Consider the following 21,119-nt stretch of genomic DNA (forward strand, 5'->3'; position numbering starts at 1 on the left):
AGGTTCGGGACTCGGTGTCCGTTCCGACGCCAGCGCCACGGTATCGCGGCAGGGCGGGCCGCGTGGGCGATCGGGCGGAGGCGCGGCGGGACCGGCCCGCCGCGCTCCGTCGTACTAGACCGCGCCGTTCAAACCGAGCCTGTTAGACCGCGGCTTCGGCGGGCAGGGCGTTCTTCTTGCGGTAGGTGAGCACGTTGTCGACGATGCCGTAGGCGACGGCCTGGTCGGCGGTGAAGATCTTGTCGCGCTCGATGTCGCGGCGGACCTGGTCGACCGGCTGGCCGGTGTGCCGGGCGAGGATCTTCTCCAGCTGGTCCCTCATGCGCATGATCTCGCGGGCCTGGATCTCCATGTCGGAGGCCTGGCCGAAGGTGCCCTCGGTGGCGGGCTGGTGGATGATCACGCGGGAGTTCGGCAGCGCGGTGCGCTTGCCGGGGGTCCCGGCCGCGAGCAGCACCGCCGCGGCCGAGGCGGCCTGGCCCATGCACACCGTCTGGATGTCGGGGCGCACGTACTGCATCGTGTCGTAGATCGCCATCAGCGCGGTGAGCGAGCCGCCGGGCGAGTTGATGTACATGATGATGTCCCGGTCGGGGTCGTTGCCCTCCAGGACGATCAGCTGGCTCATGATGTCGTTCGCCGAGGTGTCGTCGACCGGCGAACCGAGGAAGACGATGCGGTCCTCGAACATCTTGTTGTACGGGTTCATCTCCTTGACCCCGTACGAGGTCTTCTCGGTGAACGAGGGCACGATGTACCGGGCCTGCGGGCCGAACTGTGCCGAGTGGGACTGCGCGTTGATGTCCATGCTCTGGGTTCCCCTGTTCCTTGCTTAGTTGGCCTCGGCGGGGACGTCGGCCACCCGCTTGACGACGTGGTCGATGAAGCCGTAGTCCTTCGCCTCGGCGGCGGTGAACCAGCGGTCGCGGTCGGAGTCGCGCTCGATCTCCTCGATCGTGCGGCCGGTGTGCTCGGCGACGCGCTCCTGGAACATCTGCTTGGTGTACAGCATCTGCTCGGCGAGGATTGCGACGTCGGAGGCGGTGCCGCCGATGCCGCCGGAGGGCTGGTGCATCATGATGCGCGCGTGCGGGAGCGCGTAGCGCTTGCCCGCGGTGCCGGCGCACAGGAGCAGCTGGCCCATGGAGGCGGCCATGCCCATGCCGACGGTCTGGACGTCGTTCTTGATGAACTGCATGGTGTCGTAGATGGCCATGCCGTCGTACACCGAGCCGCCGGGCGAGTTGATGTAGAGCTTGATGTCGCGCTGGTCGTCCTCGGCTTCGAGCAGGAGCAGCTGCGCGCAGAGACGGTTGGCGATCTCCGAGTTGACGTCGGAGCCCAGGAAGAGGATGTGCTCTTTGAGCAGGCGGTCGAAGACCATGCTGTCCAGGCCGACCGAGGCTTCGCCGCCACCGCCGCGCCGGGCCACCGCGTTGACGACGTCCTTCTCCAGCTGCGAGGAGAACGGAATCGAACGATCCATGTCTTGCACCTTCATTCTGTCTCGGCGATTTGCACTCAGCTTTGCGGTTACCAATCCAGACCTTAGCCCGTCCCGGCGACGATCGGACGCGCCTGGGCACCGTGTTCGCTGCGAGCGGAGCGGCGGCCGGGCCCCCGCCCATCATGGGGCGGCCGGGGCCCGCGCGACCCGCACAACCGGTCCGTCGGAGGCGCTCCGGCGTCGACGGGTCCTCAAGGGCCCGGCGGGCTCCGGGGGACGGCGAAGGGCCCGCCGCTGATGCGGCGGGCCCTTGCGCTTCGATCGGGAGGACTACTCCTCGGTGTCGTCTTCTTCGGTCTCGGCGTCGGCCTCGGCGGCCTTCGCGCGGCCCGGGAAGAGCTCCTCTTCGCCGAGCTCCTTGCCGTTGGCGTCCACGATCGAGGCCTCCTTGACGACCTCTTCGAGGGCCAGCTGCTGGCGCAGCGAGGCGGCGATCTGCTGGAGGCCGCCGTTGCCGCGCAGCTCGTCGACGAACTTCTGGAACTGGTCCTGCGGGACGCCGCGCTGCTGGGCCTGGCGCACGACCTCGGCGGTCATGAGCTCGCCGGAGACCTCCAGCTCGCGGTCGCGGGCGATCCGGCCGAGGATGATCGACTGGCTCATGTTCGACTCGATGTCGGCGCGCAGCTCCTCGTCGAACTCCTCGGCGGTCTTGCCGACCGCGGCGAGGTACTCGTCGAAGCCGCCCGCCATCTGCACGACCTGCTCCTGGAGGTGGCCGCGGGTGTGCTCGATCTCGTCGTTGACGGTCTTCTCGGGCAGCGGCAGCTCGACGGCCTCGATGAGGGCCTCGAGGGTCTTGGCGCGGGCCTCGTTTGCCTTGCCGGTGCGGCCCTGGTTCTCGAGGCGCTCGCGGGTGGCGTCGCGCAGCTCCTGGAGGGTGTCGAACTGGCTCGCCATCTCGGCGAAGTCGTCGTCCAGCTCGGGGAGCTCGCGCTCCTTGACCTGGGTGACCTTGACCTCGACGTCGGCGCTCTCGCCGTCCTGCTCGCCCGCGAGGGTCGACTGGATTGTCTTCTCGTCGCCGGAGGCCATGCCGACGAGAGCCTCGTCCAGGCCTTCGAGGAGGTTGCCGGAGCCGACCTCGTGGCTCATGCCGGAGACGGAGCCGCCCTCGACCTCTTCGCCGTTCTGGGTGGCGCGCAGGTCGATCACGACGAAGTCGCCCTCGGCGGCGGCGCGCTCGACGGTCTTCAGGGAGGAGAAGCGCAGGCGCTGGGATTCCAGGTCCGCGTCCACGTCCTCCTCGGTCACGTCGCCGGACTCGACGGTCACCTTCAGGGAGGCGAAGTCGGGCAGCTCGAACGCGGGGGTCACGTCGGTCTCGACGACGAACTCGAAGGGCTTGCCCTCCTCGATCGGCTTGACCTCGGTGAGCTCGGGGCGGCCCAGCGCGTTCACGTCGTTCTCGGTGACGGCCTTGTTCAGGTTCGCCTGCACGGCCGGGTCCATCGCCTGGGCGAAGACCGACTCGCGGCCGACGCGCTGGTCGATCACCTGGCGGGGCGCCTTGCCCGGGCGGAAGCCGGGGACGCGGATCTGCTGACCGACGGACTTGTACGCCTCGTTGATGTACGGGGCCAGCTCCTCGAACGGCACCTCGACCGACAGCCGCACCCTGGTCGGGCTCAGGGTCTCGACAGTGCTCTTCACAGACGTACTCCTAGATCGTTTTCGCTGATTGCCTTGCGACGGTGCTCTAAAAAAACAGTGCTTTGGAAGACGGTGCCTTGCACGGCAGCGTCCTGCGTCAGCGCGGAGGCCGCTCGATGCGAATCGGGCCCGCCGGCAGCGCAGCATCGACCCCCGCTCCGACCGAGTCTAGGCCGCCGCGCCGTCAGGGCCCCGGCGGGTGTGGTCGATATCGCCGCTCGTCACCCGTGGAGGGGAGCCGGACCGTGGGCGGTCAGACGAGACGATATCGCCTAGACTTCGCCGTGCAATCGTTCTCCGGAGGCGCCCGACGCGGACTGTGACCGCAGCTCCGGGCGCCGCACCCCCGACCAGAAGGAGACACCGTGGCCGCTCCCGCCATCCTGGTGTTCACCAGGACGACCGGTTTCCGGCACGACTCGATCCCCGCCGGGGTCGAGGCCGTCACCCGCATCGCCGCCGAACTCGGCCATGAGACCGAGCACACCGAGGACCCCGAGGTGTTCAACCCCCTCGACCTCGCCCGCTTCGCCGCCGTCGTGTGGCTCTCCACCTCCGGCGACGTCCTCGGCGAGCTCGAACGCGCCGCGCTGGCCGACTTCGTGACCGGCGGGGGCGGCTGGTGCGGCGTCCACGGCGCCTCCACCGCCGAGGCCTCCTGGCCGTTCTACCGCGAGCTCGTGGGCGCCCGCTTCATCGGGCACCCGCCGGGGTGCACCCCCGGCGAGATCGACGTGGTCGAGGGCGACCACCCCGCGACCGCGCACCTGCCGAAGCGGTGGGTGTGGACCGACGAGTGGTACAGCTTCGACGAGGCGCCCCGGGACGTCGAGGTGCTGCTCGAAGCCGACGAGAGCACCTACGAGGCGGGCGACCTCGCGATGGGCGCCCCGCACCCGCTCGCGTGGCACCGGCGCCTGGAGATGGGCCGGTGCTTCTACACCGCGCTCGGCCACGACGCGGCCGCCTACGCCGACGAGGACTTCCTGGCCCACCTCAAGGGCGGACTCGAGAGCGTCCTGCCGAAGCGGTGACCTGGGACACGTAGGATGGGTCGCACCCCCGACCCTCCACCACCGACCCTTGAGGTGGCCCATGAACGTCCGCGTCCTGGTAGTCGACATCGGCTCGGTGCTGTTCGCCTTCGACCCGGACCGGCGCCTCGCGCTCCTGGCGCGCCGCACCGGGATGCCCGCCGCGTTCCTCCACCGGCGCCTGTTCGCCTCGGGCTTCGAGACGCGCTGCGAGGCGGGCGAGTTCACCGCCGACGAGATCGCGGCCGAGGTCCGGGACCGGACCGGCTTCGACGGCGGGGCGGAGGAGTTGAGCGCCCTGTGGACCTCGGCGTTCACACTCGATGCGGCCGTGCTCGACGCGCTGACGGCGACCGAACTGCCGCTCGCGATCTTCTCCAACAACGGCCCGCTGTTCGCCGACTACTTCGACGCGCGGTTCCCTGAGGCGGCACAGTGGTTCCGCCACCGGTGCTTCGCGAGCGGCCTCAAGGCCCGCAAGCCCGAGGCGGCGGCGTTCGCGCTGGTGGAGCGGCGGCTGGAAGCGTCCTTCGGTTCGGCGCCGGGCGACCTGACCCTCATCGACGACAACGGGGACAACACCGCGGCGGCCTCGGCCCGGGGTTGGCGGGCCCACACCTTCGCGGGAGTCGCGGGCCTGCGCGAGGCCCTTGCCGGAACCTGATGGCACCGCGCGCCGATCGCACGTTAGACTCGTCCCGGTTCCCTTCCGGGGACCAGTGCGGGCGTAGCTTAATGGTAAAGCTCCGGTCTTCCAAACCGACGACGCGAGTTCGATTCTCGTCGCCCGCTCCGTTCGATCACCGGGCCGGTCCGGTACCGCTCAGCAGGAATCCCAGCCGAACTCGACCGGCGTGAACCGCGTCTTCGCCAGGTCGACGCCGGACGGGACGTCGTTTACCCACAGCCCGAGGACGATGGTCGAGTCGCCGGGCGGCAGTTCCCGGCCCCCCTTGAGGTGTTGGGCGCAGAAGCCGCCGACCAGCCCGCCGTCCTCGTCGTAGAAGACCGCCGCGATGCCCTGTTCGTACGGAGTGCCGAGCGCGTTGCCGACCTCGATCTGGAAGTACTGGTAATCTCCGATCCCGTCGGTCTCGGGGCCGACGGACTCGAACGTCACCGGCGTGGCCACGGCTTCGGGCCCGGGCGTGTACCAGACCGGGTCGAGGATCTCCACTTTCGGTTCGGCCGAGGCGTCGATCTGCTCGTCAAGGCCGGCGTCGATGTACGGATTGCCCCCGAAGACCCTGCTCTCACCGGGCGCGAGCACTGTGGCCGCCGTATGCCCGACCGGTTCCTCCCGGCTCAGCTCCTCACCCGACTCGGAGTAGAAGGTCAACCGCAGGGTGAAGCCGACGTGGCGGTCGGCGTCGGTGTTGGTGAAGACGGCGGCCCAGTACGGCAGGTACTCCTGGCCCTCCGGGTAGCCGAATACGAACTCGTCCAACGTGATCGATTCGGGTCCGGGCAGTTCGGCGCCTTCGGCGAGGGTGTAGCCCTGGGGCACGGCGCCGGGAACGGGCTCGGCCGTGGCGTCCTCGGCCACGAAGGCGGGAAGCTCGCCCAGGTCCTCGGCGAAGTCGTTCGGGTCGGCCGACCACGCGACCGAGCCGAGGAGGAAAACGATGCCTAGGAGGAGCACGCCCGCGGTGATGTACTCGGGGACGGCGGGAGCGGCATTCCTGGTGGCCTTGGGGGTGTCCATCCGCGGAGTGTATTTCGGCCCGGCCACCTTGTGGCGGCACGGCAATAGGGTGTGCAGGACCTCCACTCCCCCTATCAGAGGAACGCCATGGCGAATCCCGAGAAGGCCTCCCGCCTCGCCGCGGTGAAGCGCCGCCTGCGGCACCCGAGTTCGCGCGATCGATTCGCGGCGCTGGTCGCACTGGCGGTACTGCTGCCGGGTTCGATCGCGGGATACAAATGGCAGTCGGCGCGCGCAGAGGCGGGGGAGCCGGTCGCGGTGGTCCGCGATTTCCTTGAGGCCTCCCGAAGCGGAGCGGTGGAGGACGCATTGGCACTGGCCGACGCCGTGCCCGAAGGCAGCACCGATTTCCTGACTTCGGAGGCGATCGACGGCGGCTGGTCGGTCGACTCGGTGAAGCTGCGGTGGATCAGGCCCTCCTCGCAGACCGCGTCGATACGGGCTACCGTCACCGGTCCCGAAGGCGCGCAGGCGGCGTGGGACTTCGACCTCACCGAGGGCGACGACGGCTGGAAGCTGGACGACCCGTTCTCCCGAGTCTGGGTCGGCACCACGCCGTTCTCGTTCGTCAACCTCAACGGGCATCGCGTCGACCTCGGACGGGAACCCTACGCCGAGGAGAGGGCCGAGCTGATCCTGCTGCCGGGCCTGTACGAGTTCCACCCCGAGTCCGCGGATGTCTTCGAATCCACGAGCGGCACACGCCTGGTGATCGGCGAGCAGGTCGCACCGGTCGGCGACGCTCCGGCCGGGGACTGGCAGGCCGGACCGTTCGCCGTCGCCGAGGGCGCCGACGCGGTGGTCCAGTCCGCGCTGGAGGCGTACCTGGACGAGTGCGTCGCCGAGGAGGAGGGCATCTGGCGGTACGGCTGCCCCTTCGCCCCGAACTGGTCGGAGTCGCAGGAGCTCGAACGCGACGGCGTTGAGGAGCGGGTATGGGAGATCGTGCGGTACCCCGAGATCACCGTGACGATCGACGAGTGGAACGAGCCGGCGATCCTCGCCCACGATGCGGGCCTGGCCAGGCTGTCGTACCTCGACGCCTCCGGAGAGGAGCTGTCGCGCATCGAATGCCCGATCGAGCTCGAGCGCCTGTATATCGGTGCCGCGACCGACGGCGCGATGTGGATCGGGCCCCGCGACGACCCGGACGCCTCCGAAGAGGACGGGATGTGGCACCACGATGGCTTCGGGAGCCTCTGCCAGTCCTGGTGAGTCAATCGTGCTCGCAGCCGTGGTGGTCGTGGAAGAGGATCGGGTGCAGCAGGTGCGCGAGGTCGTGCTGGTCGCGGACGGCGCGGGCGAACTCCAGGCGCAGGCTTCCGCGCCGACCCTCCTCCGGTCCGATGTCGACGGTGAAGCCGTAGCGGTCGAGGCGGACCGCCCTCGGGTCGGGGCCGCAGGGGGCGCCGCGCCGGTCCAGGAGCCGCCGGACGAGGCCGCCGAGCTGGGTGCCGTGGTGGTCGGCGAGGTCTTCGAGGAGGGCCTGCTCGCACTCGTGGAGCGGATCGGGCTCGGCGGCGCTGTACGCGGCGGGCGCGATCGGCTCGGTCGAGCCGGAGCGGTCGAGGGTGACGCGCTGGATCTCGAGGACGTGCAGGGCGACGGTGGTGCCGACGTCGAAGAGGTCGGCCAGGGGGTTCGACTCGGCGAATTCGAGGACGGCGTTGCGCCTCGCCCGCTGCGGGACCTGCCAGAGGGAGCCCGAGACGCGGAGGCGCCCGAGGCTCGGCGCGCCGGGCACCGGCGGCACGTCGTCCACGGTGAGCCGCGCCCGCCGGTCCCCCGAGCCCGCGCGGGCGTGCAGGGCCTTCGCGAGGTCGCCGCCGCCTCGGGCCAGGAGCAGCGGTCGTCCGCTGCGGTCGGTGGCGTGGCCGAACCCGCCGACCTCGCTGCCGTCGGCGAACTTCAGCGTTCCCTCCAGGCGGCCGCGGGCCAGCGTGCGGGCGACTTCGGCAGCGGTCGGACGCATCGGGCCCACCCCGTTCCTCGATAGAAGTTAGCCATCGCTAAGCATAATTAGGCTAACCTAACATCGACTCGGAGCGGGGTACGGGTCGGCGTGACCGCAAATCGAGGCGCTCGCAGACGCTCCTTGTCGCCGCCGACCTCCAAGGGTCCGAACGGGAACGATGCCCGCGTCGTTCAGCGGCGCAGGATGCCCAGGGCCCGGCCGCGCATGGCCGGGTCGACCATGTCGCCGTTCGGCAGGGTCGCGACGCCGCCGCCTTCGAGCGCGGCGAGGACGGCCTCGGCCCAGGCGCGGTCGGCGTCGGTCGGCGCGAAGACCGCTTCGATGACCGGGATCTGCTTGGGGTGCACGGCGACCCGGCCGCTGAAGCCGAGGGCGCGTCCGCGTTCGGTGTCGGCCCGCAGGCCGTCGAGGTCGCCGATCGCGGGGTAGACCGAGAGCATCGGGGCGGGCAGGCCCGCCGCGCGGGCGGCGACGAGGAGGCGCAGCCGGGCGTGGTCGAGGACGCGCGGGTCGGCGCTGCCGAGGTCGCTGGCGAGGTCGGCCTCGCCGAGCGCGAGGTCCCGCACGGCGGGGTGCGCGGCGATCGCGGCGGCGGCTTCGAGGCCGCGGGCGGACTCGATCAGCGCGGTGAGCGGGAGTTCCCCTGCGAGCGCGGCGATCCGGTCGAGGTCGGCTGGAGACTCCACTTTGGGTATGCGGAGCCCGACGCGCGCGCCGGTGGCGCGGATCGCGGTGATCTCCTGCGGCGCATCGGTGTTGACGCGGACCTGGATCGGGACGGCGGGCGGGTCGGCGAGCCGGGCGGTGACGGCGGCGAGCGCGTCGGCCTTGGCGGCGGGGGCGACGGCGTCCTCCAGGTCGAGGATCACCAGGCCCGCGCCGGAGGCGGCGGCCTTGGCGAAGCGGTCGGGGCGATCGCCGGGCACGTAGAGGGCGCTGGCGGGGTTCATACGATTCCCTTGGCGCGCAGCAGGTCGAGCTGTTCGCGGGTGACGCCGGCCTCGGCGAGGACGGCGTCGGTGTCCTGGCCGTGGCGGCGGCCGGTCCAGCGGACGGCGCCGGGGGTCTCGGAGAGGCGGAAGAGCACGTTCTGCATCTTCATCGGCCCGAGTTCGTCGTCCTCGACCTCGAGGACGGTGCCGATGGCGCGGTACTGGGGGTCGGCGAGGACGCCGCGCACGTCGTAGACGGGGGCGACGGCGGCTTGGGCGTCTTCGAAGGCGGCGACGACGTCGGCGGCGGGGCGCTCGGCGATCCAGGCGGCGACGGCGGCGTCGAGTTCGTCGGCGTGCTGGGCGCGGGTGTGGCCGGTGGCGAACCAGGGTTCGGCGACGAGGTCGGGCCGCCCGACGAGGCGGATGACGCGTTCGGCGATGGACTGGGAGCTGGTGGAGACGGCGACCCAGGCGTCGTCGGCGGTGCGGTAGACGTTGCGGGGCGCGTTGTTGACCGAGCGGTTCCCGCTGCGGGGCTGGAGGAGTCCGAGCTGGTCGTAGGCGGTGATCTGGCCGCCGAGGAGGGAGAGGATCGGTTCGATGATGGCGAGGTCGACGACCTGGCCGCGTTCGGTGCGGTCGGCGCCGCGCAGGGCGACGAGGACGGCGTAGGCGGTGGCGAGGGCGGCGACGCCGTCGGCGAGGCCGAAGGGCGGGAGGGTGGGCGGTCCGTCGGGCTGGCCGGTGAGGGCCGCGAAGCCGCTCATGGCCTCGGCGAGGCTGCCGAAGCCGGGGCGGGAGGCGTAGGGGCCGGTCTGCCCGAAGGCGGTGACGCGGGCGACGACGAGGCGCGGGTTGGCGGCGTGGAGGACGTCGGGGCCGAGGCCCCAGCGTTCGAGGGTGCCGGGGCGGAAGTTCTCGATGAGGACGTCGGCGTCGGCGGCGAGGCGCAGGAGGAGGTCGGCGCCCTCGGGTGCGCCGAGGTCGATGGTGGCGGTGCGCTTGTTGCGGCCCAGGGTCTTCCACCAGAGGTTGATGCCGTCCTTGGAGGGGCCGTGACCGCGCGCGGCGTCGGGCTTCCTGGGGTGCTCCACTTTGATCACGTCGGCGCCGAAGTCGCCGAGGAGGGTCGCGGCGATCGGGCCGGCGAAGAGGGTGGAGACGTCGAGGACGCGGAGTCCTTCGAGCGGTGCGGTCATGGGTCCTCCTTCTGGGGTCGGGCGACGGGCGGGGCGTCGGGCCGCCCGGCTTGAACGGTGACGAGATCAGTGCGGGCGGCGGGCGGGGTCCGTCCCGCGGCCGACCGTGCGCCCGCGGTTCGCGTCGACGGTTCTCGAACGTCGCCGGGGCCGGGGTCCGGTCGAGGCGGCGCGGGCGGGCGTCACCGGCCGTCCTCCAGGTCCCAGGCGATGCGGAAGCCGATGCTCGGGGAGCGTTCGAGGCCGAGGCCGGGGAGCAGGTACTTGAGGCTGAACGAGGGGTCCTTGGGGCCGCCGTCGGCGTACCAGTCGGAGCCTTCGGAGCGGTGGTCGGCGCCGCCTTTGAGCATGGTGAAGCGGGTGGCGCCGTCGGTGTGCTCGCTCTCGGTCCAGTTCCAGACGGCGGGGGTGCGCCGCCGGAAGCCCGGGAGCGCGGCGGCGAGCTGCCATTCGAACTCGTCGGGCAGGCGGGCCCCGGCCCAGGCGGCGTAGGCGCGAGCGTCGGCGAGGGCGACGCCGGTGACGGGGGCGTCGTCGTCTTCCGTCGGGCCGCAGAGGAATCGCGAGCCGACCGGCGGCGTGTAGCCGGTGTCGTCGAGGAAGGCGCAGTACTCGCCGACCGAGACCTCGGCGGCGGCCACAGCGGTGCTCGCGACGGTGACGTCGAGGGTCTCGGCGCGGTCGTCGTGGAGGCGCGGCGGGAGCGGCTTCCACTCCTCGACGTAGGGCGCGCCCTGGTAGAAGCCGGTCTCGCGGCGGCGGTAGGTGACGGTGAGGCGGTGGGGCCCGGGAGGGACGGCGAGGGCGTCGACGGGCGGCGCGACGGTGGACGGCGCGGGGCGGACGCGGATCGCCTCGCGGGCGGGGAAGGTCGCGTCGGCGGAGCCGGGGTCGGCGGCGGCGGCCTTGAGGAGGTCGGGGAGCCAGTCGGGTTCGGGGGCGCCGGGGGCGAGTTCGAGGACGCCCGCAACGCCGCGGGCGGGCACGGTGACCTCGGTCGGGTCGGCGAGCCCGGCGGTGACGTCGAAGCGCTTGGCGCCGTTCGGGAGCGGAGCGTCGAGGGGGTCGCCGGTCCAGTCGGCGTCGCCGCGGTTGACGATGGTCCACAGTGTGGCGTCGGGTGTGGACCAGCGGGAGACGTACACGCGCGCTTCGAGTGCCGCGGCGCTCGCGCCTTCGAGCGGCGACCACTCCCCCGCGGTGAGGAGGTCGTGGGCGGCGCGCTGGACGCGGAGCATCCGCCGCAGGGTCGCCTCGTCGCGGGCGTTCCAGCCGACCCAGACGCCGAACACGGCGTCCCACACCAGGATGCCGGTGCCGTTCATCCACGCGGACTGGAGTTCGCCCGAGTGGTCGCGGTTCCAGCGGCGGATCGAGTGGAGCATGTGGCGGCGCTCGTACCAGTGCGCGCGCTGCACGCCGGGCGCCTCGGAGTCGGCGAACCACTGGGCCCAGGACAGGAGGTGGTCCTCGATCCGCTGGTTGGGGACACGCGACTCCCCTTCGAGCACTTGGGGTCTGGGCCCTTCGGTGAGGGCGCGGGTGAGGTCGGCGTCGCCTTCCTTGAGGGTGTCGAGGAAGACGCCGTCGGCGTCGAGTTCGGCCACGAGCGCGGCGAATTCGGCGGCGTCGCCGCGCTCGGCCCGCCGCGTCCCGGTGTCCCAGGGGTTGTAGTCCACGAAGACCCGCAGGCCGCGTTCGTGGAAGGCGTCCACGAGGCCGCGCAGGCCGGGCACGTCGCGGTAGTAGTCGAACTGGTTGCGGTCGTCGATGCCGATGACCGGGTAGGCGTGCCAGAGCACGAGCCCGTCGAGGCCGCCTTGGCCGGCGAGGGAGGCCAGGAACGCGTCGGGGGTGAACCGCTGCTCGCGGTGGTCGAAGAGCCGCTCGTCCCAGAGCCACACCTGGGCGACGGCGTAGGCGCTCGCCGCCCACCGGGTCGCGGGGACTTCGTAGGCGGCTCCGCTGTAGCGGAGCCGCCTACGCGCCTCGTCGCGCCAGGTGGTGAGGTCGGCGCGCCACGCGGGCCACTCGGCGGGGTCGCCGGGGGCCGCGAAGATCTTGGCGGTGTCGGCGTCGGTCAGGCCGCCGGGCGGCAGGACCGTCGGCCGGTCGATCGGCCGGGGCACGAGCGGGTCGAACGCGGGTTCAGTGCCTGCCACGGAAGTCGAGCACCTCTTCGAGAGTGGGGATGGACGGGACGGCGCCCTTGCGCCGCACGGCGATCGCGGCGGCGGCCGTCGCGAAGGCGGCGGCGTCCACAAGGGAAGCGGGAGTGCGGTCACCCGAGCGGTCGAGCGCGGCGGCGAGCGCGCCCACGAACGTGTCGCCCGCGCCGGTCGTGTCGACCGCCTCCACCCGGTGGCCGGGGACGAGGACCGGTGCGGCGCCGGGGACGCCCACGAGCGCGCCCGCGGCGCCGAGGGTGATGATCGCGGCGGCGCCGCGGTCGGTGAGCACGGCCAGGAGCGACCGCTCGTCGGCCCCGGCGGGCAGGCCCGCGAGGGCCGCGGCCTCGTGCTCGTTGACCACGAGCACGTCGGCGTCGCCGAGGAGGCCGGGCGGGAGGTCGGCGCTGGGCGCGGCGTTGAGAACGACGCGGGTGGCGCCGGCGCGGGCGGTGCGCACCGCTTCGGCCACGGTGTCCAGCGGCGTCTCCAGTTGCAGGACCAGGACGTCGGCGTCGGCGATGTCGTCGCGTTCGGCGGCGGTGAGGTCGGTGAGGAGGGCGTTGGCGCCGGAGTCCACGACGATCGAGTTCTCGGCGCCGCGGTCGACGTAGATGACGGCGGTGCCGGTGGGGGCGTCGCAGCGGCGGTCGCGCAGGTCGATCCCGGCGCGGCGGGCCTCCTCGGCGAGGCGGTCGCCGGAGGCGTCGCGGCCGAGGGCGACGACGAAGCGCACGTCGGCGCCGCAGCGGGCGGCCGCGATCGCCTGGTTGTTGCCCTTGCCGCCGGGGAAGGACGCGAAACCGCGGGCGAGGACGGTCTCACCGGGAGCGGGGATGCGGTCGACGTCGTAGACGAGGTCGAGGTTGGCCGAGCCGAGGACGAGGACGCTCACCGCGTCACCGCCAGGGTGCGGGCGGCGAGGTCGGTGAAGCGGGCGCCCGCGAAACCGGGCACGGAGGTCGCGAGGCGGTCGTCCAGCGGGTCGATCCACTTGGGCGGCAGGGCGTTCGCGCCGGTCATGGCGCCGGTGAGGGCGCCAGCAGTGGCGCCGACCGAGTCGGTGTCCCAGCCGCCGGAGACGGCGAGGGTGATCGTGCGCTCGAAGTCGCCTTCGCCGCGGGCGAGCGCGAAGGCGAGGAGCGCGGTGTTGGGGAGGACGTGGACCCAGTGGTGCGCGCCGTACTCGCGGTGCAGGGTGTCCACTGCGGACTCGTCCGGGGCGGCGCTGTGGGCGAGGTCGACGCCGCGGGCGACGGCCTCGGCGTAGCGGCTGCGAGGCGGGACGGCGAACAGGCCGGTCTCCAGGACCTCCTTGACGGAGGCGCCCGCGACGGCGGCGGCGCTGGCGGCGGCGACGAACACGGCACCGTAAATGCCGTTGCGGCCGTGGGAGAGCCGGGCGTCGGTCCAGGCGAGCCGGGCGGCGCCGCGGGGGTCGCCGGGGCGGGTCCAGCCGTAGAGGTCGGCGCGGATCTGGGCGCCGATCCAGTCGCGGAAGGGGTTGGCGACCTTCCCGGCGGCCTCGGGTTCGACGCCGTCGAGGAGGTTGCGGTAGGCGATGCGCTCGGCGGTGAAGACGCGGCCGCCGGGGAGGAGGTCGAGCCAGGCCTGGGCGACGTCGTCGGTGGTGAACTCGTCGCCGTGGCGTTCGAGGAGGTGGAGGGCGATGAGGGGGAAGTTGAGGTCGTCGTCCTCGGGCATCCCGTCGATGTTCTCGGCGAGGCTGGTGGGGCGGCTGCGGCGGTTCCAGGGGTGGGCGGCGGCGACGGCCGGGTCGAGGCCTTGTGCGGTGAAGTAGCCGTGCAGGGGCCAGTTGCCGGTGGACCGCGCGACGGCGCGGATGCCGTGGAGCGGGAGCTTCTCGACGGGTTTGCCGAGGAGGCATCCGGCGGCGCGGCCGAGCCACGCGCCGAGGACCCGGTCGGCGAGGTCGCCGGGGCGTTCGGGGCTGTCGACGGGTGCGATGTCCGCCAGTATGGCGTCGAGCGCCTCCGGTTCGTCGGCGTTCAGCGTTTCGGGATCGGGCAGGCCGTCGAGTTCGGCGAGGAGCCAGCGGGCGAGGGCCCTCAGCGGCGCGGGCGCGGGTTCGGGGCTGGCGCCGCCGACGGCGGGTTCGGCCGCGCCTCCGGCGGCGATCCAGCGTTCGCGGAGGTGCTCGGCGTCGCGGCCGTCGAGGGCGGCGGCGGCGAACGCGTGCGGGACGAGGTCTTCGGGCTGGGTCCAGGACAGGCGGATCACGGTCGGCCTCCGTAGTCGTTGCGGGCCTTGGCGGTGCGGGCGGCGCGAGCCTCGTCGGCGGCCCAGACGGTGCGGGCGGCGGCGGCGATGAGGGGGCCGGTCGCGGTGACGTCGATGCGGCTGGCCTCGCTGACGTCGGCGATCCAGTCGGCGGGGACGGCGGCGGTGCCGCCGAGGGCCCCGGCGAGGGCCCCGGCCATGACGGCGATGGAGTCGGAGTCGCGGCCGTAGTTGACGGCGCCGAGGACGGCTTCGCGATGGTCGCCGCGGGCGGCCACGAGCATCCCGAGCGCGACGGGGAGCTCTTCGATGGACTTGGTGCGGCTGGGGATGCGCGCGTCCAGGGCGGGGGCGCGGTAGTCGGGGCCGACGGTGTCGAAGGGGGCGACGGCGCGGCGCAGCTCGGCGAGGCCGCCGCGCCAGTCGGTGACGCGTGCGGCGGCCTCGGCGACGGCTTCGACGGCGTCCCGGGTGCCGTCCTTGGCGAGGCGCAGGGCGCAGGCGAGGACCGAGTCCACGTCGGCGCCGGGGCGCATGGCCTCGGCGACGGCGGCGGCGAAGACCCCGGCGGCCTCGCGCCCGTAGGAGGACTGGTGGGCGCCGGCGATGTCGATCGCCTCGGCGTAGGCGGCGTCGGGGTCGGCGGCGTTGACGATGCCGACGGGGGCTGCGTACATGGTGGCGCCGCAGTTGACGATGTTGCCGACGCCCGCCTCGCGGGGGTCGACGTGTCCGTAGTGGAGCCTGGCGACGAGCCACTTCTCGGCGAGGAAGATCCGGTGGAGCAGGAGCGCCTCGGCTTCGAGCTCGGGAATCCAGCGCTTGTCGCCGATGAGGAGCGGCACCAGGTGCGCGGCGATCGCGTGGGCGTCGAGGTGGTCGCGGACGGTGTCGTACACGTCGACGAGGGCCGCGGTCATGAGCGTGTCGTCGGTGATGTGGCCGTCGCCCTTGTGGTAGGGGGCGATGGGGCGGGCGTTGCGCCAGTCGGCGTTGAAGGGGGGCACGATCCCCTCGATGAACCCGCCGTAGCGGGCCTGGATGGCCTCGGGGGTGTTCCCTTCGGCCGCGCCGCCGAGGGCGTCGCCGACCGCGGCGCCGGCGAGCGCGCCGGTGGCCTTGTCCGCGAACGGGTCGTGCAGCGGCAGGGTCATCGTGTCTCCCTTGGGTCGTGGTTCGGCGTCCGCCGGGGGCCGGGGCCCCCGGCGGACGGGGTGTCCGGGTGTGCGGTCTATCCGAGCTCGGACCAGCCGTCGGTCAGCTGGTCGCGCAGCTGGTCGAGGGTGATCTCGTCGGCGAGGTACTGCTGGAGTGCTGGGGTGGCGTACTGGTCCTTCCACTGCGGGTAGTCGACGGCGGACTGGAAGGGCGCGGCCGAGAGCCCTTCGCCGGAGGCGAGGATGGCCTCCCAGCCGTTCTCGCCCGCGGTCTGCTCGGCGACGGCGGCGCGGGCCTCGCCGGAGGCGGGGATGAGCCAGTCGCCCTGGGCGAGCGCGGCCTGGTGGTCGGCCTGCATGAAGAAGTCGATGAACGCGGCGGCCTCTTCGACGTGCTCGCTCTCGGCGGCCACGGACATGGTCTGCGGGTTCGCGGCCTGGACGGCCCCGGCGGTCCCGGCGAGCGGGGGCAGGACGGCCCACTCGAAGCCCTCGGGCGCGGACTCGGTGATCTGCTGGGCGATGTAGTTGCCCGCGACGTACATGGCGTACTTGCCGTCGAAGAAGCCGGGCAGGACGTCCGAGCCGCTCTGGGTGAGCGAGACGGGGTCGAGGGAGGCGTCGTCGTAGGCCATCGCGTGGATGCGCTCGGGGACGGCGAGCTCCGCGTCCCCGACCTCGATGGCGGCGTCGGCCCCGGTGCCGGTGAAGTAGGTGCCGTCGAAGCCGAGGGAGAGGTTCATGACGGTGGCGGTGGGCTGCTGGAGGCCCCAGCCGACGCCGTAGGTCTCGCCCGCGGTGAGTTGGGCGGCGAGGGACTGGAAGTCGTCCCAGGGGAGGGTGTCGCCGGTCGGGAGGGCCGCGCCGGCGTCGGCGAACGCGGCGGTGTTCGCGAAGACCACGTAGGACTGGAGGAGGGTGGGGGCGGCGACCACCGCGCCGTCGCCGGTGGTGACCGACTTCCAGACGTCCTCGGAGACCGCGGCGGTGACCTCGTCGCTCAGGTGCGGGGCGAGGTCGGCGAGGTAGCCCTGCTCGGCGAAGCCCATGATGTCGGCCGACTCGTCGTGGATGACGTCGGGGGCGGTGCCGCCCTGGAACTGGGTGACGAGCTGGTCGTGCACGTTGTCCCAGCTGCCTTGGACGAGTTCGACCTGGACGTCGGGGTTGGCCTCGTTCCAGGCGTCCACGATCTCCTGGGTGGCGGCGATCGTGGTGTCCTGGAAGGCGAGCGACTGGAAGGTCAGCGTCACGGCGCCGCCCTCGTCGTCGCCGCCGCCGACCCCGAAGGCCGAACAGCCGGTGAGCGCCAGGGGGAGCGCCAGGACGCCCGCGACGACGCTGTTGCGAGTGCGCATGGTTTCTCTCTTTCGGTAGTGAACGGCGGGTGCGGGGTTCAGCCTTTGACCGCGCCGCTGAGGAGTCCGGCGGTGAGCCGTTTCTGGATGAGGAGGAAGAAGACGAGGCTCGGGAGGCAGGCGAGCAGCGCCGCCGCCGCGAGCTGGCCGAGCTGGACCTGGCCCTCGGCGCCGACGAAGCGCGCGAGCGCGAGCGGGAGGGTCTGCATGTCGGGGTCCTGGATGAGCACGAGCGCGAAGAAGAACTCGTTCCAGGAGTTGATGAACGTGAAGAGGCTGGTGGCGACGAGCCCGGGGGCCAGGAGCGGCAGGACGATCCGGGCGAGGGTCTTGAGGCGCCCGGCGCCGTCGACGGCGCTGGCCTCTTCGAGTTCGACCGGGATGGCGGCGACGTAGCCCTGGAGCATCCACAGCGAGAACGGGAGCGACCAGACCGCGTACACGAGCACGAGGCCCAGGAGCGTGTTCACCAGTCCGATGTCCTTGAGCAGCAGGAACAGCGGGATGATGATGAGGATGAAGGGGAAGACCTGGCTGAGGAGGATCCAGCCGGTCGCGAAGGCGCGCAGCCGGGTCCGGAAGCGCACCAGGGCGTAGGCGGCGGGCAGGGCGACGGCGGTGACGATCGCGGTGGTGGTGACCGCGACGAGGAGGCTGTTGCCCGCGGCGGTGAAGAGATCGGCCTTGTCGATCGCGGCGGTGAAGTTCGTCCAGTCGAGGCGCTCGGGCAGGATGCCGGCGTCCGGGGACTGGAGTTCGCGCGGGGTCTTGAACGCGGTGGTGAGCAGGAACAGCAGCGGGAACGCCAGGAAGCACATGTACGCCAGGAGCGCCAGGTACTGGAGGGGCCGGGCGATGCGGCTGCGGCCGACGGCCGAGGTCCGGGCGAGGGTCGTCATTGGAACCGCCTCCGCGACTGGGCTCGCAGGTACAGGATGAGGAACGCGCCGATGAGGACGACCATGACGTTGCCCATGGCGGCGGCGTATCCGAAGTGGCCGTAGCGGAACGCCTCGTTGTAGGCGAAGAGGCTCGGCAGCATGGTGGTGCCGCCGGGGCCTCCCGCGGTGAGCACGAAGACGAGCGCAAACGAGTTGAAGTTCCAGATCAGGTCGAGCGTGGTGATCGCGGTGATGATCGGCCGCAGCGCGGGGAGCGTGACGTGCCAGAAGCGGCGCCAGGTGCTCGCGCCGTCGATCGCGGCGGCCTCGTTGAGTTCGGCGGGCACGGACTGGAGTCCTGCCAGGAGCGTCACGGTGGTCTGCGGCATCCCCGCCCACACGCCGACGACGATGACGACCGGGAGCGCGACGGCGGCTTCGCCGAGCCAGTTCACGCCGCCGGGCAGGCCGATGGCGTCCAGGGCCCGGTTGACGGGGCCGTAGCTCGGGTTGAGCATGAGCTGCCACATGATCGCGATGATCACCGGCGGCATCGCCCACGGGATGAGCGCGAGGGTGCGCGCGAGCCAGCGCAGCCGCAGGTCGAGGTTGAGCAGGAGCGCGAGCCCGAGCGAGGCGAGGAACTGGAGGATCGTGACGCTGAAGGCCCAGACGAGGCCGATCTTGAAGGACTTCCAGAACAGTTCGTTCCCGGCGAGTTCGACGTAGTTGTCGAGGCCGTTGAAGTGGGTCTCGACGCCGAGTCCCGCCGCGGCGTCGGTGAAGCCGAGGAGGACGCCGTACACGAGCGGGTAGACGCTGAAGAGCATCACCGGCAGGAGCGCGGGGAGGACGAGGAGCCAGGCGTCGCGGCCTTCGCGGCGACGGCTTCGGACGGCGCTCATGCGCGGGGCGCTTCGGGGACGGTGGACTCGCGCACCGACAGGGCGGGAGCGATGACCTGGCGGACCACGGGCGCATCGGGGTCCTCGATGCGGCGGATGAGGAGTTTCGCGGCGGCCTTGGCGCGCTTGGCGGAGCCGAGGTCGACGCTGGTGAGCGAGGGCGTGGCGAGTTCGGCGGCGTCGGTGTCGTCCATGCCGACGACGGCGACGTCCTCGGGGACGCGCCGTCCGGCGGCGGCGAGTTCCTTGAGGGCGCCGACGGCGAGGAGGTCGTTGGCGCCGATGATCGCGTCCGGTTCGGCCTGCGCGAGGAGGCGGGCGGTGGCGCGGTGTCCGGCCCGGTAGGTGAAGCCGGTGGCGGTGACCTCGAGCTCGTCGCTCGCGGCGAGGCCGAAACGTTCGAGCGCGGCGCGGTGCCCGGCGAGGCGGGCGGAGCCGGGGACGGTGTCGACGGGGCCGTTGACGAGTGCGATGCGCCTGCGGCCCTGGGCGATGAGGTGCTCGACGGCGAGGCCGATGCCGGTGGCGGAGTCGGCGCGCACGTTGTCGAGCTCCACTTCGGGCGGCAGGGTGCCGATGACGACGATGGGGAGCCTGCTGGCGCTCAGGGCCTCGACGAGGTCGGGGGTGATGCGCAGGGGGCTGATGAGGAGGCCGTCGGCGTAGCCGCGGTTGAGGCTGCGGACGAGGTCGATCTGGTCCTTGGGGTCGGCGCCCGTGGAGGAGACGACGAGGCGGTAGCCGGCCTTGGCGACGATGCCGGTGACGGTGCGCATCATCTGGACGTAGACGGGGTTGCCGACGTCGGCGACGGCGAGGGTGATCTGGTCGGTGCGGCCGGTGCGCATGGTGCGGGCGCTGGCGTCGGGGACGTAGCCGAGTTCGTCGGCGGCCTCGCGGACGCGTTTGGCGAGCTGCTCGGATGCGGAGCCGCCGTTGAGGACCCGGGACACGGAGGCCACGGACACTCCGGCGCGCGCGGCGACCAGTGCGAGGTTCGACTTCTTCGTCTCCGCCATCCGCGGTCCCTGTCCTCGTCGTTGAAGTGGGGGGTCTTGAGAACGTTCTTAGGAACGTTCTCAAGAACGATATCAGAGGGGTTTTCGCGTTGCATCCGGGTGAATCCGTCTACAGGGGATGATGCATCGATACAGGTCGAAGGCGTGGATGCGAAAAAGGCGCCCCTTGCGGGACGCCTTGAGCGCGAAGGGCTCCGGCCGGGTCAGGCCCGGCGCGGGCGGATGGTGAGCGCCTGGTGGGCGTGGCCGAAGTGGCCCTCGGCGTCGTGGAGGGCGGTGGCGGTGACGCCGAGGCCGCCGGGGCCGAACACGACGGTGGTGTCGAGGCCGAGCCAGGGCCCGGAGGGGGTGCGGAAGAGGTGGATGGTCAAGTCCACGTTGGGGAACAGCCATTCCTCGGGCGGGCGGCGGACGGCGAGGCCGTTGGCGGTGTCGACCAGGCCGATGAGCCGGGCGAGGTCGCTGACGTGTTCGCCGTCGACGAGGGTCGCGGCGGTGGAGCCCCAGGCGCGGGCGCGGCCGGGTTCGGCGGCGCCGATCTGGCGCACGTCGAGCGAGGCGACGTAGGCGCCGGGCCACACGCCGGTCATCGGCCAGACCTTGAGGCCTTCGGGTCCGGGCAGCGGCTCGGCCGCTCCCCCTGCGACGGCGGCGGTGTCCTGGACGGTGGTGCGCCAGACGCGGGCGCGCACGGCGGGCCGCCCGCCGGAGACCACGGTGGCTTCGAGGAGCTCGATGGTGCGGCCGGGCCGCACGACCTCGACGGTGAGGTCGAAGGGTTCGAGGTCGAGGACGCCGAGGATGTCGACGCTGATGCGCCCGATCGCGAGGGCGTCCCCGCCGCGTTCGGCGACGAAGCGTTCGACGGCGTGCACGATCAGGCCGTTCATGGGGCTGATGTGCTGTTCGGCGGTCGACCAGGCGCCCCCGGTGAGGGGCGTCGGGCGGAACCGGTGCTCGTCTTCGCGGACGAAGTAGCTGCCCTCGTGGGACATGGCGCCTCCTGCGGTGCTCGGTGTGTTCGGTGGTCGGGCCGCCCGGCTACTCGGCGGGGGCGGGTCGCCCGGCGCGTTCGGCGGCGAGCAGCTCGTCGCGCTTGTACCGGTGGAACAGGAACGGCGCCAAGGGGACCACGGCGGCGGCCAGCGCGATGAGCGTGGTGCCGAAGCCCCAGCCGAGGCGGCCGCGGATGACGAGGGTGGCGAGGACGAGGAGGCCGAAGAGCGCGCCGTGGAGGGAGCCGAGCGGCATGACCAGGTCGAGGTCGGAGACTCGGCTGAGGAGTGAGCCAAAGACGAGCAGGAGCACGAAGGACCAGCCTTCGGCGAGGGTGAGCATGCGGTACAGGAAGACCGGGTTGGCGTTCACGAAGCGTCCTCTCG

General features: G+C 72.2%; 20 protein-coding genes and 1 tRNA gene. 4 read left to right on the forward strand and 17 right to left on the reverse strand.

The window, feature by feature from the left end:
- Window positions 1-142: 142 nt before the first annotated feature.
- From E9998_RS15610 to tig, 3 genes are all read right to left on the reverse strand, one after another.
- Window positions 143-808, reverse strand: a complete 666-nt coding sequence (locus E9998_RS15610) for an ATP-dependent Clp protease proteolytic subunit (protein ID WP_136530626.1) — start codon at window positions 806-808, stop codon at window positions 143-145.
- A gap of 24 nt (window positions 809-832) precedes the next feature.
- Entirely contained in the window at window positions 833-1,486 is a 654-nt protein-coding gene (locus E9998_RS15615; protein ID WP_136530627.1) for an ATP-dependent Clp protease proteolytic subunit, read from the reverse strand.
- A gap of 291 nt (window positions 1,487-1,777) precedes the next feature.
- Window positions 1,778-3,160 carry a trigger factor gene (tig, locus tag E9998_RS15620; protein WP_158299828.1) on the reverse strand — a complete coding sequence of 461 codons (1,383 nt, stop codon included), beginning with the start codon at window positions 3,158-3,160 and terminating at the stop codon, window positions 1,778-1,780.
- A 365-nt stretch (window positions 3,161-3,525) separates the two neighbouring features.
- Here tig and E9998_RS15625 point away from each other — a divergent pair, with 365 nt between their 5' ends.
- From E9998_RS15625 to E9998_RS15635, 3 genes are all read left to right on the forward strand, one after another.
- Complete coding sequence (locus E9998_RS15625; RefSeq protein ID WP_136530629.1) at window positions 3,526-4,194, forward strand: ThuA domain-containing protein; 669 nt, start codon at window positions 3,526-3,528, stop codon at window positions 4,192-4,194.
- Between the two features lie 61 nt (window positions 4,195-4,255).
- A complete protein-coding gene (locus E9998_RS15630; protein WP_136530630.1) occupies window positions 4,256-4,858 on the forward strand; it encodes an HAD family hydrolase in 603 nt (200 codons plus the stop codon).
- Window positions 4,859-4,915: 57 nt separating this feature from the next.
- Window positions 4,916-4,986: transfer RNA gene (locus E9998_RS15635), tRNA-Gly, on the forward strand.
- Window positions 4,987-5,017: 31 nt separating this feature from the next.
- Here E9998_RS15635 and E9998_RS15640 read toward each other — a convergent pair.
- Window positions 5,018-5,899 (reverse strand): hypothetical protein, encoded by an 882-nt coding sequence (locus tag E9998_RS15640; protein ID WP_136530631.1) that lies wholly within the window; start codon window positions 5,897-5,899, stop codon window positions 5,018-5,020.
- An 87-nt stretch (window positions 5,900-5,986) separates the two neighbouring features.
- On the opposite strand from E9998_RS15640, the gene E9998_RS15645 reads away from it, so the two are divergent.
- Window positions 5,987-7,114: a hypothetical protein gene (locus E9998_RS15645; RefSeq protein ID WP_136530632.1), complete on the forward strand. Its 1,128-nt coding sequence runs from the start codon at window positions 5,987-5,989 to the stop codon at window positions 7,112-7,114.
- A gap of 1 nt (window position 7,115) precedes the next feature.
- Here E9998_RS15645 and E9998_RS15650 read toward each other — a convergent pair whose 3' ends face one another.
- The 13 genes from E9998_RS15650 to E9998_RS15710 all read right to left on the reverse strand — a co-directional run bounded on the left by E9998_RS15650 (window position 7,116) and on the right by E9998_RS15710 (window position 21,105).
- Window positions 7,116-7,871 (reverse strand): DUF2470 domain-containing protein, encoded by a 756-nt coding sequence (locus E9998_RS15650; RefSeq protein WP_136530633.1) that lies wholly within the window; start codon window positions 7,869-7,871, stop codon window positions 7,116-7,118.
- A gap of 173 nt (window positions 7,872-8,044) precedes the next feature.
- Window positions 8,045-8,824, reverse strand: coding sequence for an HpcH/HpaI aldolase/citrate lyase family protein (locus E9998_RS15655; protein ID WP_136530634.1), 780 nt, complete (start codon window positions 8,822-8,824; stop codon window positions 8,045-8,047).
- The gene (locus E9998_RS15660) at window positions 8,821-10,008 is read right to left on the reverse strand and encodes a CaiB/BaiF CoA transferase family protein (protein ID WP_136530635.1); all 1,188 of its coding nucleotides are present in this window, start codon (window positions 10,006-10,008) and stop codon (window positions 8,821-8,823) included. The genes E9998_RS15655 and E9998_RS15660 overlap by 4 nt, the downstream gene beginning before the upstream one ends.
- Window positions 10,009-10,190: 182 nt before the next feature.
- Window positions 10,191-12,170 carry an SUMF1/EgtB/PvdO family nonheme iron enzyme gene (locus E9998_RS15665; RefSeq protein WP_136530636.1) on the reverse strand — a complete coding sequence of 660 codons (1,980 nt, stop codon included), beginning with the start codon at window positions 12,168-12,170 and terminating at the stop codon, window positions 10,191-10,193.
- Window positions 12,157-13,071, reverse strand: coding sequence for a ribokinase (locus E9998_RS26365; RefSeq protein WP_136530637.1), 915 nt, complete (start codon window positions 13,069-13,071; stop codon window positions 12,157-12,159). The genes E9998_RS15665 and E9998_RS26365 overlap by 14 nt, the downstream gene beginning before the upstream one ends.
- Window positions 13,068-14,417 (reverse strand): ADP-ribosylglycohydrolase family protein, encoded by a 1,350-nt coding sequence (locus E9998_RS26370; RefSeq protein WP_136530638.1) that lies wholly within the window; start codon window positions 14,415-14,417, stop codon window positions 13,068-13,070. Before E9998_RS26370 ends, E9998_RS26365 begins: the two co-directional genes overlap by 4 nt.
- Window positions 14,414-15,571 (reverse strand): ADP-ribosylglycohydrolase family protein, encoded by a 1,158-nt coding sequence (locus tag E9998_RS15680; protein ID WP_136530639.1) that lies wholly within the window; start codon window positions 15,569-15,571, stop codon window positions 14,414-14,416. The genes E9998_RS26370 and E9998_RS15680 overlap by 4 nt, the downstream gene beginning before the upstream one ends.
- A 77-nt stretch (window positions 15,572-15,648) precedes the next feature.
- Window positions 15,649-16,932, reverse strand: a complete 1,284-nt coding sequence (locus tag E9998_RS15685) for an extracellular solute-binding protein (protein WP_136530640.1) — start codon at window positions 16,930-16,932, stop codon at window positions 15,649-15,651.
- Between the two features lie 38 nt (window positions 16,933-16,970).
- Window positions 16,971-17,831: a carbohydrate ABC transporter permease gene (locus E9998_RS15690; protein ID WP_136530641.1), complete on the reverse strand. Its 861-nt coding sequence runs from the start codon at window positions 17,829-17,831 to the stop codon at window positions 16,971-16,973.
- Window positions 17,828-18,718 (reverse strand): carbohydrate ABC transporter permease, encoded by an 891-nt coding sequence (locus E9998_RS15695; protein WP_136530642.1) that lies wholly within the window; start codon window positions 18,716-18,718, stop codon window positions 17,828-17,830. Before E9998_RS15695 ends, E9998_RS15690 begins: the two co-directional genes overlap by 4 nt.
- Window positions 18,715-19,737, reverse strand: a complete 1,023-nt coding sequence (locus tag E9998_RS15700) for a LacI family DNA-binding transcriptional regulator (RefSeq protein WP_136530643.1) — start codon at window positions 19,735-19,737, stop codon at window positions 18,715-18,717. Before E9998_RS15700 ends, E9998_RS15695 begins: the two co-directional genes overlap by 4 nt.
- A gap of 203 nt (window positions 19,738-19,940) precedes the next feature.
- A complete protein-coding gene (locus E9998_RS15705) occupies window positions 19,941-20,732 on the reverse strand; it encodes a thioesterase family protein (RefSeq protein WP_136530644.1) in 792 nt (263 codons plus the stop codon).
- Window positions 20,733-20,778: 46 nt separating this feature from the next.
- Window positions 20,779-21,105: a DUF3817 domain-containing protein gene (locus E9998_RS15710; RefSeq protein WP_158299829.1), complete on the reverse strand. Its 327-nt coding sequence runs from the start codon at window positions 21,103-21,105 to the stop codon at window positions 20,779-20,781.
- Window positions 21,106-21,119: the final 14 nt, after the last annotated feature.

Origin of the sequence: Glycomyces paridis, assembly GCF_004912155.1 — a bacterium.
GTDB lineage: Bacteria > Actinomycetota > Actinomycetes > Mycobacteriales > Micromonosporaceae > Glycomyces > Glycomyces paridis.

Coding starts and splice junctions, on each gene's coding strand:
- E9998_RS15610 (WP_136530626.1), bottom strand. CDS start 808: ATGGACATCAACGCGCAGTCCCACTCGGCACAGTTCGGCCCGCAGGCC.
- E9998_RS15615 (WP_136530627.1), bottom strand. CDS start 1,486: ATGGATCGTTCGATTCCGTTCTCCTCGCAGCTGGAGAAGGACGTCGTC.
- E9998_RS15630 (WP_136530630.1), top strand. CDS start 4,256: ATGAACGTCCGCGTCCTGGTAGTCGACATCGGCTCGGTGCTGTTCGCC.
- E9998_RS15640 (WP_136530631.1), bottom strand. CDS start 5,899: ATGGACACCCCCAAGGCCACCAGGAATGCCGCTCCCGCCGTCCCCGAG.
- E9998_RS15645 (WP_136530632.1), top strand. CDS start 5,987: ATGGCGAATCCCGAGAAGGCCTCCCGCCTCGCCGCGGTGAAGCGCCGC.
- E9998_RS15650 (WP_136530633.1), bottom strand. CDS start 7,871: ATGCGTCCGACCGCTGCCGAAGTCGCCCGCACGCTGGCCCGCGGCCGC.
- E9998_RS15655 (WP_136530634.1), bottom strand. CDS start 8,824: ATGAACCCCGCCAGCGCCCTCTACGTGCCCGGCGATCGCCCCGACCGC.
- E9998_RS15660 (WP_136530635.1), bottom strand. CDS start 10,008: ATGACCGCACCGCTCGAAGGACTCCGCGTCCTCGACGTCTCCACCCTC.
- E9998_RS15680 (WP_136530639.1), bottom strand. CDS start 15,571: ATGACCCTGCCGCTGCACGACCCGTTCGCGGACAAGGCCACCGGCGCG.
- E9998_RS15685 (WP_136530640.1), bottom strand. CDS start 16,932: ATGCGCACTCGCAACAGCGTCGTCGCGGGCGTCCTGGCGCTCCCCCTG.
- E9998_RS15690 (WP_136530641.1), bottom strand. CDS start 17,831: ATGACGACCCTCGCCCGGACCTCGGCCGTCGGCCGCAGCCGCATCGCC.
- E9998_RS15695 (WP_136530642.1), bottom strand. CDS start 18,718: ATGAGCGCCGTCCGAAGCCGTCGCCGCGAAGGCCGCGACGCCTGGCTC.
- E9998_RS15700 (WP_136530643.1), bottom strand. CDS start 19,737: ATGGCGGAGACGAAGAAGTCGAACCTCGCACTGGTCGCCGCGCGCGCC.
- E9998_RS15705 (WP_136530644.1), bottom strand. CDS start 20,732: ATGTCCCACGAGGGCAGCTACTTCGTCCGCGAAGACGAGCACCGGTTC.